The 14,070-nt window shown below is 71.5% G+C and carries 9 protein-coding genes; 7 read left to right on the top strand and 2 right to left on the bottom strand.

All coding sequences use genetic code 11. The annotated features are described in order from the left end of the window. The first annotated feature begins 97 nt into the window (after nt 1-97). Nucleotides 98-1,660 carry a cellulase family glycosylhydrolase gene (locus tag BGK67_RS29290; RefSeq protein WP_079154432.1) on the top strand — a complete coding sequence of 521 codons (1,563 nt, stop codon included), beginning with the start codon at nt 98-100 and terminating at the stop codon, nt 1,658-1,660. 14 nt (nt 1,661-1,674) lie between these two features. Continuing rightward, nucleotides 1,675-3,423, top strand: coding sequence for a glycoside hydrolase family 6 protein (locus tag BGK67_RS29295; RefSeq protein ID WP_069922895.1), 1,749 nt, complete (start codon nt 1,675-1,677; stop codon nt 3,421-3,423). A 160-nt stretch (nt 3,424-3,583) separates the two neighbouring features. On the opposite strand, the gene BGK67_RS29300 is transcribed toward BGK67_RS29295, so the two are convergent. Further along, nucleotides 3,584-4,777: a PP2C family protein-serine/threonine phosphatase gene (locus BGK67_RS29300; protein ID WP_069922896.1), complete on the bottom strand. Its 1,194-nt coding sequence runs from the start codon at nt 4,775-4,777 to the stop codon at nt 3,584-3,586. After that, a complete protein-coding gene (locus tag BGK67_RS29305) occupies nt 4,774-6,375 on the bottom strand; it encodes a sensor histidine kinase (RefSeq protein WP_069922897.1) in 1,602 nt (533 codons plus the stop codon). Before BGK67_RS29305 ends, BGK67_RS29300 begins: the two co-directional genes overlap by 4 nt. A 115-nt stretch (nt 6,376-6,490) precedes the next feature. On the opposite strand from BGK67_RS29305, the gene BGK67_RS29310 reads away from it, so the two are divergent. From BGK67_RS29310 to BGK67_RS29330, 5 genes are all read left to right on the top strand, one after another. After that, the gene (locus BGK67_RS29310) at nt 6,491-7,264 is read left to right on the top strand and encodes a response regulator (RefSeq protein WP_079154433.1); all 774 of its coding nucleotides are present in this window, start codon (nt 6,491-6,493) and stop codon (nt 7,262-7,264) included. 452 nt (nt 7,265-7,716) lie between these two features. Continuing rightward, nucleotides 7,717-9,063 carry a pectate lyase family protein gene (locus tag BGK67_RS29315; protein WP_069922898.1) on the top strand — a complete coding sequence of 449 codons (1,347 nt, stop codon included), beginning with the start codon at nt 7,717-7,719 and terminating at the stop codon, nt 9,061-9,063. Between the two features lie 137 nt (nt 9,064-9,200). Beyond that, on the top strand, nt 9,201-9,383 hold the full coding sequence (locus BGK67_RS29320) for a hypothetical protein (RefSeq protein WP_069922899.1): 183 nt from the start codon (nt 9,201-9,203) through the stop codon (nt 9,381-9,383). Nucleotides 9,384-9,473: 90 nt separating this feature from the next. Continuing rightward, a complete protein-coding gene (locus tag BGK67_RS29325) occupies nt 9,474-11,918 on the top strand; it encodes a SpoIIE family protein phosphatase (protein ID WP_432215488.1) in 2,445 nt (814 codons plus the stop codon). 473 nt (nt 11,919-12,391) lie between these two features. Next, nucleotides 12,392-14,011, top strand: coding sequence for an MBL fold metallo-hydrolase (locus tag BGK67_RS29330; protein WP_244291350.1), 1,620 nt, complete (start codon nt 12,392-12,394; stop codon nt 14,009-14,011). The last annotated feature ends 59 nt before the right edge of the window (nt 14,012-14,070 follow it).

Consider the following 14,070-nt stretch of genomic DNA (forward strand, 5'->3'; position numbering starts at 1 on the left):
GGGCGTCAGTTGCCGCTACGGTCTGGCCCCAACCAGTGGGAGCGATTCCGTCAGTCGGCGCGCCGTCAGAGCGCGCCCTCGCTGCAAGGAGTCGCTCATGCGACATCCCCCGCGTCTGTCCGCATTGCTCGGCGGGGGAGCGGTGCTCACTTTGGTGAGCGCGGCTCTCGCCGTGGCAGGTACGGCCTCAGGAACAGCGGCCGCACCCCTCTGCACCGTTCAGTACTCCGTCGTCGGCTCCTGGACCGGCGGCTTCCAAGGATCCGTGTCCGTCACCAACAACAGTGCGGCGTTGCACGGTTGGAGCCTCGGCTTCGACTTCGCCGACGGTCAGGAGATCCGTCAGGGCTGGGGTGCCAAGTGGTCCCAGTCCGGGGCGAGCGCCACGGCCGTGAACGAGGGCTGGAACGGGACGGTGGGCACGGGCGCCGTCGTCACCGTCGGTTTCCTCGCCTCCTGGGCGGGCGTCAACAGCGCGCCCACCACGTTCACGCTCAACGGCGAGGTCTGCAGCGCAGAGCCGGGCCCCGGCAACCCCGTCCCCCCCCCGACCGCAACCCCGCCTCCGACCCCGACCGCAACCCCGCCCCCGATCCCGACGCCCACGCCGACACCGACCGGCCCAGCCGATCCCCCCGACCCGGTCCCCGGGGCGCCCGAACTGAGCGTCACCGGCAACCGCCTCACCGACCAGAGGGGCGCCACGCGTCGCCTGCTCGGCGTCAACCGGTCCGGAGCCGAGTTCATGTGCGTCCAGGGCCACGGCATCTTCGACGGTCCCGTCGACGACGCCTCGGTGCGCGCCATCGCCGACTGGGAAGCCAACACCGTCCGCATCCCCCTCAACGAGGAGTGCTGGCTCGGTCTCGACAACATCAAACCCGAGTACCGGGGCGGGAACTACATCGACGCCGTCAAGGGCCTGGTCAGCCGGGTCCTCGCCCACGGCATGACCCCGGTCGTCGAACTGCACTGGACGTACGGCCAGTACACGGGCAACTCCGCCGGCTGCTCGGACGTCCACGCCTCCTGTCAGAAGCCGATGCCGGACGCCCGGTACAGCCCGGCGTTCTGGACCTCGGTGGCGAACACCTTCAAGAACGACCGCCGGGTCGTCTTCGACCTGTTCAACGAGCCGTACCCCGACCGGGCGACCCCCACCACCGGGCAGGCCTGGGCCTGCTGGCGCGACGGCGGCACGTGCCCGGGCATCGGTTACGAGGTCGCCGGCATGCAGGACCTGGTGGACGCGGTCCGTACGACCGGGGCCCGCAATCTGGTCCTCGTGCCCGGCATCGCGTACTCCAACGACCTGAGCCAGTGGCTCGCCCACTCCCCGGTCGACCCGACGGGCAATCTGGCCGCTGCCTGGCACGTCTACAACTTCAACTCCTGCTCCCACGAGGCATGTTGGCAGTCCACCCTCGCTCCGGTCGCCGCCCAGGTCCCCCTGGTGGCGGGCGAGATCGGTGAGAACACCTGCGGACACGCGTTCGTCGACCGCGTCATGAAGTGGTTCGACGACCGCGCCCTCTCGTATCTCGGCTGGACCTGGAACACCTGGAACTGCCACTCCGGTCCGGCCCTGATCACCTCGTACGACGGCACCCCCACGGCATTCGGCACCGGGCTGCGCGACCACCTGCGCGCCCTGAACTGAAAGGAACCCACGAAATGAGCCGTACGATTCCCCGCACGACCACCCGCACCGCCCTGCTGGCGGCCATGAGTCTCGTCACCGCCGCCGGCGCGACCGCCACCGTGTTCGGTACCGCAGCCGGCGCCGCCTCCGCCGGCTGCACCGTCGAGTACCGGGTCACCAGCCAGTGGAACGCCGGGTTCGGTGCCGACGTGACCGTCACCAACACCGGTGACCCGGTCGCCTCCTGGACCCTCGAGTGGTCCTACGGCAGCGACCAGAAAGTCGTCCAGGGCTGGAATGCCGCCCTCACCCAGTCCGGTTCGGCCGTCACCGCCAGGAACGTGTCCTACAACGGCTCCTTAGCCAGGGGTGCTTCGACGTCCTTCGGCTTCAACGGCTCGTACAGCGGCACGAACTCCGTCCCCGCGGCCTTCAAGCTGAACGGCGTCACCTGCAACGGCACCACCGTGCCGACGGAGCCGCCGACCACTCCGCCCACCACTCCGCCCACGACCCCGCCGCCCTCCGGCGGCAAGGCCGACAACCCGTACGCCGGCGCGAAGGTGTACGTGAACCCGGAGTGGTCCGCCAAGGCGGCCGCCGAGCCGGGCGGCACCAAGGTGTCGAACCAGCCCACCGGCGTCTGGCTGGACCGCACCGCAGCCATCCAGGGCGTGAACGGCGGGATGGGCCTGCGCGCCCACCTGGACGCGGCTCTGGCGCAGAAGGGCAGCGGCGAGCTCGTGGTGCAACTGGTGATCTACAACCTGCCGGGGCGGGACTGCGCCGCACTCGCCTCCAACGGCGAACTGGGGCCCACCGAGATCGACAAGTACAAGACGCAGTACATCGACCCCATAGCCGCGATCCTCGCCGACCCCAGGTACGCGGGGCTCCGGATCGTCACCACGGTCGAGATCGACTCGCTGCCCAACCTGGTCACCAACGTCTCGGGACGCCCGACGGCCACCCCCGGCTGCGATGTGATGAAGAACAACGGCAACTACGTCAAGGGAGTCGGCTACGCACTGAACAAGCTGGGCTCGATCGCCAACGTCTACAACTACGTGGACGCGGGCCACCACGGCTGGCTCGGCTGGGACGACAACTTCGGCGCCTCCGCGGAGATCTTCAAGCAGGCGGCCACCACCGAAGGCTCCACGCTCTCCAAGGTGCACGGCTTCATCGTGAACACGGCCAACTACAGCGCCCTGAAGGAAGACCACTTCGGGATCGGGGACTCCGTCAACGGCACGTCCGTGCGCCAGTCGAAGTGGGTCGACTGGAACCGGTACACGGACGAGTTGTCGTACGCCCAGGCCATGCGGTCCAAGCTGGTCTCCCTGGGGTTCGACCCGGGCCTCGGCATGCTGATCGACACCTCCCGCAACGGCTGGGGCGGCACGGCCCGGCCCACCGGACCCGGTGCGCTGACCAGCGTCGACACCTACGTCAACGGGGGCCGTTACGACCGGCGCATCCACCTCGGCAACTGGTGCAACCAGGCGGGGGCGGGACTCGGCGAGAGGCCGCAGGCCGCGCCGGCCGCCGGCATCGACGCGTACGTGTGGATCAAGCCCCCGGGCGAGTCGGACGGGGCGAGCAAGGAGATCCCGAACGACGAGGGCAAGGGCTTCGACCGGATGTGCGACCCGACCTACACCGGTAACGCCCGCAACGGCTACAGCATGTCGGGCTCCCTGCCGAACGCACCCCTGTCCGGCCAGTGGTTCTCGGCCCAGTTCCAGGAGCTCCTGAAGAACGCCCACCCGGCGCTGTGACGCAGCGCCCATGAGGACGCGTGAACCGTACGGCGCCCGCGGGTTGCGCGGTGCCGTACGGTTCACTTCGCCGGTCGGCAGCCGCCGGACGAGGCCGGGGCCCCTGCGGTGGTGAGGGCGGCGGGCACCGCGCAGCAGTCCCCCCGTGGCCTCGGCGCGGCTAGCGGAAGCCCCAGCCCAGGCGGAGTACGGCGAGGTCGTCGGTGTGTCTTCCGGCGTTGAGGGCTCGGGTCTGGCGGATGAGGCTGTCCAGGTGTGCGGCGGGGTCCTCGGCCGGGGTGGTGTTGATCAGGGGGAGGAGCCCCTCGATGCCCAGCCGGCCGTTGGCCTCGCCGTTGTGTCCTTCGGTGAGGCCGTCGGTGTAGAGCGTGAGTGCGCCGGAGTCCGGGAGGGGGATGACCGTCGCGGGCCAGTCGCGGTGGCCGGGGACTATGCCGAGCGCGATGCCGTGCTCGGAGGGCACCTCCAGGGTCTCCTCCGCTGTGGTGAGCAGGGGTTCGTGGTGGCCCGCCAGGTAGAGGGTTGCCGTCGCGGCCTTCTGGTCGAGGGTCAGGAGGGTGCAGGTGGCGAACAGGTGCTGGTTGCCGCGCTCGGCGACCAGCAGGCGTTCCATGAGGTGCAGCAGTTCGGTGCCGTGGTGTCCGGCCAGGACGAGCGAGCGCCAGGCGATGCGCAGGCAGACGCCGAGGGCGGCCGCGTCGGGGCCGTGGCCGCTGACGTCGCCGACGACGGCGTGCAGCAGGCCGTCGTCCCCCTCGACGACGTCGAGGAAGTCGCCGCCGAGCAGGGCCTTCTCGGCGCCGGGCAGGTAGCGGGTGGTCACCGTGACGGTGGAGGTGTCGAGGAGGGGCCGGGGCAGCAGTCCGCGTTCGAGGCGGGCGTTCTCCTCCGCGCGCAGCCGGGCCGACTGGGCTTCGGCCGCCGCGCGTTCGGTGCGGCTGCGGTAGACGGCGTAGCGGACGGTGCGGCGCAGCAGGTCGGCTTCGACCTTGCCCTTCACGAGGTAGTCCTGGGCCCCGGCGGCCATGGCCTCGGAGCCCGCCTGCTTCTCGGACAGGCCGGTCAGGACGATCACCGCGGTGTGCGGGGCCATGGCGCGGACGGTGGTGACCGCGTCGGTGCCCGACACGTCGGGCAGGTGCAGGTCGAGGAGGATGCAGTCGACGGCGCGCGCCGCGAGTTTCGAACGGGCCTCGGCCAGCGAGGTGCTCGTGGTGAGCTCGAAGCGCAGCTCGGTGTCGTGGAGGAGTTCCTCGACGAGCAGGGCGTCGGCGGCGTCGTCCTCGATGAGCAGGACGCGGTAGACCGGTTCGTTCGCGGCGAGGTCGCCGACGTGGGGGAGGGTCGCGGTCACGGGGCGGGCTCCGGGGTGGCCCGGGTCGCTTCGGCGATGGTCGACGGGGCCGGGGGAGCCTCGGGGGCGAGGGTGAAGCTGATGCGCGCCCCGTCCCGGTACTCCGGATCCACGGAGATGGTGCCGCCGTGGAACTCGACGATCTTCTTGCACATCGCGAGGCCGATGCCGCTTCCGGGATAGACGTCCTTGGTATGGAGCCGCTGGAAGATCACGAACACCTTGTCGGCGTACTCGGGATCGATGCCGATGCCGTTGTCGGTCACCGTGAACCGCCACAGCTCCCCTTCACGGGCAACACCGACACGGATCTCCGGTGCCCGGTCCGGACGGCGGAACTTGACCGCGTTGCCGATCAGGTTCTGCCAGAGCATGCCCATCTGGGTGGGGTCGGCGACCAGGGACGGCAGCGGATCGTGTGTGATCGACGCGCCGGCCTCCTCGATGCCGATGCTCAGCACGGACAAGGTCCGCTCCATGACCGCCTCAAGGTCGACCTCCACGGGGTCGTGGTGGACCCGGCCCACCCGGGAGAAGTCGAGGAGGTCGTTGATCAGGGTCTGCATACGGTTGGCGCCGTCGACCGCGATGCCGATGTACTGGTCCGCCTTGGCGTCGAGCTGCCCTCCGTAGCGGCGCTGGAGGAGCTGCGTGAAGCTGGAGACCTTGCGCAGGGGCTCCTGCAGGTCGTGGGAGGCGACGTACGCGAACTGCTCCAGCTCGGCGTTGGAGCGCTGCAGGTCGGCGGTCTGCGCGTCCAGGCGCCGCCGGGCCTCCTCGCTGACGGCCAGTTCGCGCAGCAGCCGGCGGCGCATGAAGTCGATCTCGCCGCTCAGCCGCCGCAGGTCCGCCGGGCCGGCCGAGGTGATGGGGTGGCCGAAGTCACCGGCGGCGACGGTGCGGGCGTCCGCCGCCAGCTGCTCCAGGGGCCGGTTGATGCCGCGGCGCAGCCCCTCGAACACCAGCCCGGCCAGGAGGACGATCACAGCCGCGATCGCCGCGAACAGCCAGTTCCGCAGCCGCATGGTGGCGGCGAGATCGGCGCGTGTCCGGGCCCGCTCCGCGCGCAGGCGTTCCTGCTGGTCGGCCACGGCCTGGCGCACGGCGTCGAATGCCGTCTCGGCCTCGGCGGCGCGTTCGGCCGTCAGCGGCGGGGGTGCCCCGGGCGGTGAGGCCGCGACGGGCCGGGCGATCCTCTCCTGCCAGGTGGAGAGCGCGTCCTGGACCCTCCTCAGGTCGTCGCGCGCGCGGGTGTCGGCGTCCAGGAGCTCCGTGAGCTGCGCGGTGTACGTGTGCTGGTCCGTGAGCCCCCGCCGGTAGGGCTCCAGGAACTCCGGGGTCCCGGTGAGGCCGTAGCCGCGGATTCCGGATTCCTGGTTGAGCAGGGCCGACTCCAGGCGGAACGCGGTGGACATCGCGGGGAACCGCCTGTCCACGAGCTCGCTGCTGATCGCCGCCGTACGGCCCAGCACCCACGCCCCGGTCATACCGAGCACCGTCAGCACCGCCAGCGACGCGGCGACCCCGGCGCGGAGCCACTGCCGGGTCGTCCACGCGGAAGGCCTCCGCCCACGCGGCGGCCTCATCTTGCCGGTCATCCTCTGGATCCCTCTCCGTTCGCGGCCGCCTTGGACACAGGGCGCAGCGCACACTGTAGAGGGCATCCGACAACAATTGTTGTCGAGGGCCGGGTCAGGGCCTAGGGTGCGGGGTATGCCAGGCAAGAACTTCCACCTCCGGACCACCCCGAAGGAGACAGCCGCCGTCGCCGACGCGGCTGTCGCCGACCTCGCGCGGCGCTTGGCACTTCAGCTGCAGCAGGACCTCACCCATCCGACGGCGGACGAACGCGCGCAGGCCCTGGCACGCCTGCACGTACTGGACCACCTCCAACAAGCGGCGGAACGGCTGCGACGCGCGGCGGCCACGGACGCCGCGCGTGCGGGAGCCGGATACCCCCAGATCGGCCGCGCATGCGGCATGACCCGCCAGGGCGCCCGCCGCCGCTGGCCGGGGCTCTTCAACCACACCGACGAAGCACCCACGGAGCAACTGACGATGAACGCCCCCGCCCGCCCGTTCGATGTCCTGCTCGTGGAAGACGACATCGCCGACGCCATGCTCATCGAGGAGGCACTCTCCGAGCGCGGGGCCCGCAACCTCGTCCAGGCCACCGACGGCGTCGCCGCCCTGGAGCACCTGCGCAACCCCGACAGCCCGCGCCCCGACCTCATCGTGCTGGACCTGAACATGCCGCGCATGAACGGCCGCGACCTGCTCCGCATCCTGAAGAGCGACGCCGACCTCCAGACCATCCCGGTCGTCGTGCTCACCACGTCCTCCGCCCCCGACGACGTCGCGGGCGCCTACACCAGCCACGCGAACGCCTACGTGACGAAGCCCGTCAACCTGGAGGAGTTCGAGCAGGCCGTGCAGAGCATCGACGCGTTCTACCTGGACACGGCGACGCGCCCGCCCCGCGCCTGACGTCCCGGGCGTGGCCTTGCTGCCTCGGCAGCGAGGGCTCGTGACCTCTGTGCCCCGGCAGCGTCAGCGGGCAGGGCCACGGTGAGCGCCGACCCCAAGGCCACCGCCGCGCCGATCCGGTCGGCGCGGCGCCGGAGGCCGCCTGTCGCGGCCCGGTCCCGCAGCCTGCGCACCCCATGGGCATGTCGACATGTGGACTTCTCCGCCGCTGCTCGCCCTGCCTCCGGACACCGCTCGTGACGGGCCACGGCTTCCGGCCCCCGCCGCGGCGGCACGTCAGCGGCAGGGGCCGGACCGGCACCCGCCCGGGGGCGGCGGTTCCACCGGGCGCAGCCGTGTGACGCACATCGCACGGGCTTCTTCCCGGCCCCGGCAACTCCGGCGCGGGCGGCGGCAACTGAAGGGCGACAGAGCAGTGCTCCGCTGCCCCTCCGGACAAGGAACGCCACCCGATGCCCCTGCCCCCCTCCTCCCACCGCCGCTCCTCCGCCCGCCGCCGTCTCGCCCTCGTCACCACGGGACTCGTCGCCGCGGCGGGTCTCGGCCTCCTGCCGTTCGCCACGCGCGCCGACGCCGGCGCCGCCGACCTCGCGCACGCCACCCTGCCCGCCCAGGACGGCTGGGCGTCGAGCGGCTCCGGCACCACCGGCGGGCAGGCGGCGGACGCCCTGCACGACACCACCGTCAGCACGCGGGCAGAACTGGTCAAGGCGCTCCGCGCGGGCCCGTCCGGCGCCCCCAGGATCATCCGGGTGAAGGGCCGCATCGACGCCAACACCGACGACCAGGGCCGCCCGTTGACCTGCGCCGACTACGCCCAGGGCACGGGATACACGCTCGCCGCCTACCTCAAGGCCTACGACCCCGCGGTGTGGGGACGGTCGAAGCTGCCGTCCGGCGCGCAGGAGTCCGCGCGGGCGGCCGCGCAGGCCAAGCAGGCCGAACGGGTGGGCCTCACCGTGCCGTCGAACACCACCGTCATCGGCGTGCCCGGCACCGGCGCCGGCATCAGCGGAGGCAGTCTCCTGGTGCAGAAGGCGGACAACGTCATCATCCGCAACCTGACCTTCGCCGACACCCGCGACTGCTTCCCCCAGTGGGACCCCACGGACGGCTCCGAGGGCAACTGGAACTCCGCGTACGACGCCGTCACCCTGCGGGGAGCGACCCACGTGTGGGCCGACCACAACACGTTCACCGACAGCCCCCACTTCGACGCCGCGAACCCGCGCCACTTCGGCCGCGAGTACCAGGTGCACGACGGCGCCCTCGACATCACCAACGCCTCGGACCTCGTCACGGTCTCGTACAACCGGTTCGCCGACCACGACAAGACCATGCTCATCGGGAGCAGCGACAAGGACTCCAAACTCCGTGTCACGCTGCACCACAACGTCTTCCAGGGCATCGTGCAGCGCGCACCGCTCGCCCGGGTCGGACAGGTCCACCTCTACAACAACCACTTCGACACCACCCCGCGCAACGGCTACACCCACGGCTACAGCGTGAACGCGCGTGCCGGCGTCCGGATCGTGGCGCAGAACAACCACTGGACGCTGTCCCCCGACCGCAAGACCTCCCAACTGCTGTCGGGTGACGGCACGGGCGCCTTCGCGGGCAGCGGGAACATGGTCAACGGCTCGGTCACCGACCTCGTCGCCGCCCACAACGCCGCGAACAAGAAGAAGATCAAGCCCGAGGCGACGTGGAAGCCCGCGCTCGCCAGGGGACTGGAGGCCTCGGCCGCGGACCTGCCCGCGTCCCTCGCCCGCCGTGCGGGTGCGGGCGTCCTGAAGTGATCCACGCCCCGGTGCCCGGGCGGCCCTGCCCGCCCCGCCCGGGCACCGAGGGCCGAACCGCCGAGGGCGCCGAGACCGCCCCGACCTGAGGGCCACTTCACGCTGACCACCGACGAGGGCGGCATCCTCACCCGCCGGTGACGCTCGAGCCGGGCCGAACCGTACCGCCGGGCCGGCACGTCTTCGCCGTCCAGTACCACCATGCCCCCGGTTCGCGAGCCGGGGCCGGCGACGCCCACGCCGCGACGGCCACCACGACGGCGGGCCGGCGGCTCGCCGTCACCGGAACGTTCCGGCCGGCGGTGAGCGCGAGGGGATGACACACCGGCGCCCCGCCGCTCCGACTCGCCCGGACCGTCCTCCGCGCGACAGCATGGAGGGAGGCGGTCGACCTGGCGACCGTGCAGGAGGTGATACGGACAGTGACCGCTCGTCGCTTTGCGTTCTGCGGGGCCGAGCTCGCCGCTGTCTACGTGGTCGCCCACCAGGGCACGGAACTGCACCTGGCCGAGTTGACCGGAAACCGCCAGGTCCTCTACGGGCTGCCCGCGATCCTCGCCGTGGCCGGCCATTCGCCCGCCGCCAATGCCCTGCGCTCCGGGCGCCCGCTGTGGCTGACGCCCGGGGAACTCGCCACGTTCGTCGAGGAGGGCCCCCACCACTTCACCACCCGGGTCCGGGACGGTGACCCCGCCTCGCCGGCCAGGATCTCGCTGGGCGCGCTGCCGCTGGGCCACGGCGACCAGGAGCTCGGGTGCCTGATCGTCGCCGGGGAGGCCGGGGACGGCTTCAGCGCCGACGACCGCAGCCTTCTGGAGCTCTACGCCGACCAGGTGGCCGCCGGGCTCGAATCGGTCGCCGCCCGCTTCGCCGGCCGCAAGGCCCCGCAGACACATCTGGGCCAGAGCCTGGTGCCCCACCAAGGAGGCGCCTTCATCCTGGAACTGGGCACCGGCCGCATGGAGGCCCACGCGCACGTGCTGGAGCTGCTCGGTCTGGCTCCCGCGCAGTTCGACGGGCAGGTGGAGACCCTGCTCGCCTGCGCCGTCCCCGACGACATGCCCGCGCTGATGGCGCTCGTGGAGCCGGACCGGCCGGCCGCCGACGGACAGCAGCTGGCGTTCCGCGTCCGCCGCCCGAACGGCGAGCTGCGCTGGCTGGGGCTGCGGTGCCGCGTGGAGGTGGACTCCGACGGCGCACCCCAGCGCGTCCTCGGCGTGGTGGCCGATGCCACCTACCTGCGCCCCAGCGCCGACGAGGTCTCCCTCGTGCAGCGGCTGTCGGCCACGCTGGCGGGAGCGGCGACCGTCCGCGAGGTCAGCAGGCTGGCGGTCGCCGCCCTGCGGGAGCCGCTCGGCGCGTCCCGGGTCGCGGTCGGCGAACTGGAGCACGATCGGCTCATCGTCACCGCCCTCGACCCTCCGGAGCCCGGTTCCTGGCCCGAGGTCTGGCGCTCGGAATGGCGCTCCGAGTGGCCCGACGCGTCACTCGGCGACCTGCCCACCCTGCAGAGCGCGCTGCGCGGCGGGCACATGAGCCTGTGGCCGCCGGGCGCGGACCTCGAACCCGGTCTGCTGGGCGTCGGACCCGGCGGTCTCGCGGTGCTGCCGCTGCCCGCCGAAGGCCGGATGGTGGGGGTGTGCCTGGTGGGGTGGGACGAAGAGCACCGCTTCGGACCGGAGGAGCGGTCGCTGCTGACCGCCACCGCGGGACTGGTGGGGCAGGCGCTGGTGCGCGCCCACGCCCTGGACGCGGGCCACGAACTCGCCACGATGCTCCAGCGCAGTCTGCTGCCCCGCAAGCTCCCGGAACTGCCGGGCGGGGTCGCCGTCGCCCGCTACCTGCCCGCGACGGCGGGACTCGAGGTCGGCGGCGACTGGTACGACGTCATTCCGCTCGGGGACGCCCATGTGGCGTTCGTCATCGGGGACGTACAGGGGCACAGCGCGGGAGCCGCCACCATCATGGGCCAGATGCGCACGGCGGTCAGGGCCTACGCGGTGGAGGGCCACCCGCCCGACGTGGTGGTCGCGCGGGCCAACCGCCTGCTCGTCGGCATGGAGACCGACCTGTTCGCCACCTGCGCGTACGTGGACCTGGACATGGAGGAGGGCATCGCCAGGTTCGTACGGGCCGGCCATCTGCCGCCGGTCCTGCGCCATCCCGACGGCGTCGCCGAGGAGCTGGCGGTCGAGGGCGGGCCTCCGCTGGGCGTGCTCGCGGAAGCCGACTTCCCCATGACCGAGGTGGGGCTGCTGCCCGGCACCCTGCTCGTCCTGCTGACGGACGGCCTGGTCGAGTCGGCCCGGCTGCCCCTGGAGGAGGGCATGCGGCGGGTGTGCGAGGTGCTTACCGTGGCCAACCCGGTGGACGCCGGGAGGATCGCCGACGAGTTGGTCGTCGGGATGGGCCGCCGCGACGACGACGTGGCACTGCTGCTGCTGCTCTACGACGGCACGGGAGGCCGGCCGAAGCGGAGCCACTGGACGGTGTGGCGGCTGCCCAACGCCGTCCTGCACGCGCGCCGCTTCACCGCGCGCACCCTGCGGTCCTGGGGCGTGGTGGAGGAGATCGACGCGGCCCTGCTCGTCGTGTCCGAGCTGGTCACCAACGCCCTCGCGCACACGCAGGGCGAGGTGGGAATGGACCTGACCCTGTCCGCGGACCGGCTCCGGATCGCCGTGAACGACGCGTCGCCGCGCAGCCCCGTCAAACCGGTCTGGGTGAGCTGGGAGTCGACCGGAGGCCGCGGACTGCTCATCGTCGAGGCGACGACGACGGCCTGGGGCTCGGTGCCGCTCAGCGGTGGCAAGCAGGTGTGGGCCGAGATCCCCTGGCACCCTTCGCACGACTGACGCCCGGCGGCGCTGAAGGCATTCGGTGAATTCGCTTCCGCACGGAGGTAAACGGCATCGACTGGAATTCGACTCCTGAATTCGGCTATCGGTGCCCGGTGGTTTTCCAGTCGCGAGCTGGTGAATGGAGCCAGGTTCAGGCCGGGTACCGCCTGGCATGACCGGGCCGACTCGGTCTGCAAGGCGCCGTGAAGGACTGCTGACGGGCTGCTGCCAGCGGTTTCGTCCCGGCTCGGCCCGTCGGTCGAGAACGGAGGCGTGGCCGGACTCCATTTGATCCATGCCGCCTTGAGTTCTCCTGGAGTCGCCCTGGGATGAAAGTCGGAGAGGCGTCGGTAGCGTGATCGAGTCAACTGTCCCGCCCGCTTGCCGGATTCATGAACTGTCGTTTGTGATAGACATGAATGAATATGCGAGCGCATGCCCAAGCCGCGAACCCACCCACCGACATCATCGACAGTGAGGGAATTGTCGTGCCCGCACACCAGAAGCTCTACCTTCGCCCGTCCGTGGTGGCCCAGCCCCTGCTGCACCGCTGGTACGCGTGGCCCTACCTCCTGGCGCCCCACACCGGCGCGCTCAATCTGCGGGACCGTCTGCTGCCGATCGTGGACAGCTACCTGAAGGCGCCTCACCTCCACGACCAGGTCATCTCGGACCCGAACCGCTACGGCGCGCCCTTCCTCGACCCCCAGGGCGCCACCCTCGACGAGGTCCGTGAGGCGCGCGAGAGCATGGTCAAGGAAGGCCAGGCCAAGCTCCGGCTCGCCGACGACATAGGCGAACTGCGGGACATGCTGCGGGAGAAGGCGCTCGGCGGGCCGATGGAGCCGCTCTATCCGCTGGTCCCCGACTCGCTGCGCGGGCGCGTCGAGCTCGTTTACGACACCGCCCACCGGCCCAACTTCCGCTTCTTCGAAGCGCTGATGTACAGCTCGCCGGCGTACGAGCGGCACGGTCAGTGCGTCTCCCTCACCGCCAAGCACAGCCCCCAGCCCTTCGTGTACAGCAGCCCCGTCCTGCCGCATCCCGACCGCCTGGACATCCACCTGCCCTTCGACTCCCCGGTGTGGGACGAGCTGTTCGCGGCGCGCCTCGAGCCTGTCGACGTGCCGCAGCTCGCGCAGCGCCTCGGGGTGGCCGATGCCGACCTCCCGGCGTTCACCGCCCTGTTCCACGACGTGCCGCCGGCGCGGCACACCCCGCCCGCGCCCGGGGACGTCCGGATGCGCTACCTCAACCACGCCACCGTGCTGATCGAGACCGGCGACACCTCCGTCCTCCTCGACCCGGTCATCGGCTACACCGACGACGGCTTCGAGCGGCACTACACGCTCGAAGACCTTCCCCGGCACATCGACACCGTCGTCATCAGCCACTTCCACTCCGACCACTTCTCGCTCGAGACCCTGCTGCAACTGCGCACCCGCATCGGCACGATCGTCGTTCCGCGCGCCTCCGGCGGATCGCTGTGCGACCCCAGCCTCAAGTCCATGCTCCAGGCCCTCGGCTTCTCCGACGTCCGGGAGCTGGCCGAACTCGAAACCCACCACGTGGCCGAGCACGTCCAGGTCACCGCCCTGCCCTTCGTGGGCGAGCACGCGGACCTCGACATCCGCACCAAGATGGTGCCCCTCGTCCAGGCGGGCGGCCGCAGGCTGCTCTTCGCCACCGACATCACGCCGCTCGAACCCGCGCTGTTCAACAACATCCCCGGCCTCACCGAGACCCCCCTCGACGCGCTCTTCATCGGCCTCGAATGCGTCGGAGCGCCGCTGAACTGGCTGTACGGGCCGATGCTGGAAGGCAAGCTCTCCCGCGAGCACAACAACGGGCGCCGCCTCAAGGGCAGCAACGCCGCACAGGCCGACGAGCTCGCGCGGCAGCTGGGCGCCCGGCACGTCTACGCCTACGCCATGGGCCTCGAACCCTGGCTCAAGCACCTCACCGGCTCCGAGTACGACCCCGAGGCCGAGCCCGTGCAGCAGGCCGGCGTCCTCACCCGGCTGAGCGCCGAACGCGGCATCACCGCCGAACTCCTGCGCGACCGCGGCGAGCGCACCTGGCCCGCCGTCGACCCGGCCAAGCCGTAGGTCCACACGGTCCCCGTCCGTGATGGCCCGTCGTCGAAGGCCCGCTCCGTCTGCGGGAA

Source organism: Streptomyces subrutilus (assembly GCF_001746425.1).
Lineage (GTDB): Bacteria > Actinomycetota > Actinomycetes > Streptomycetales > Streptomycetaceae > Streptomyces > Streptomyces subrutilus_A.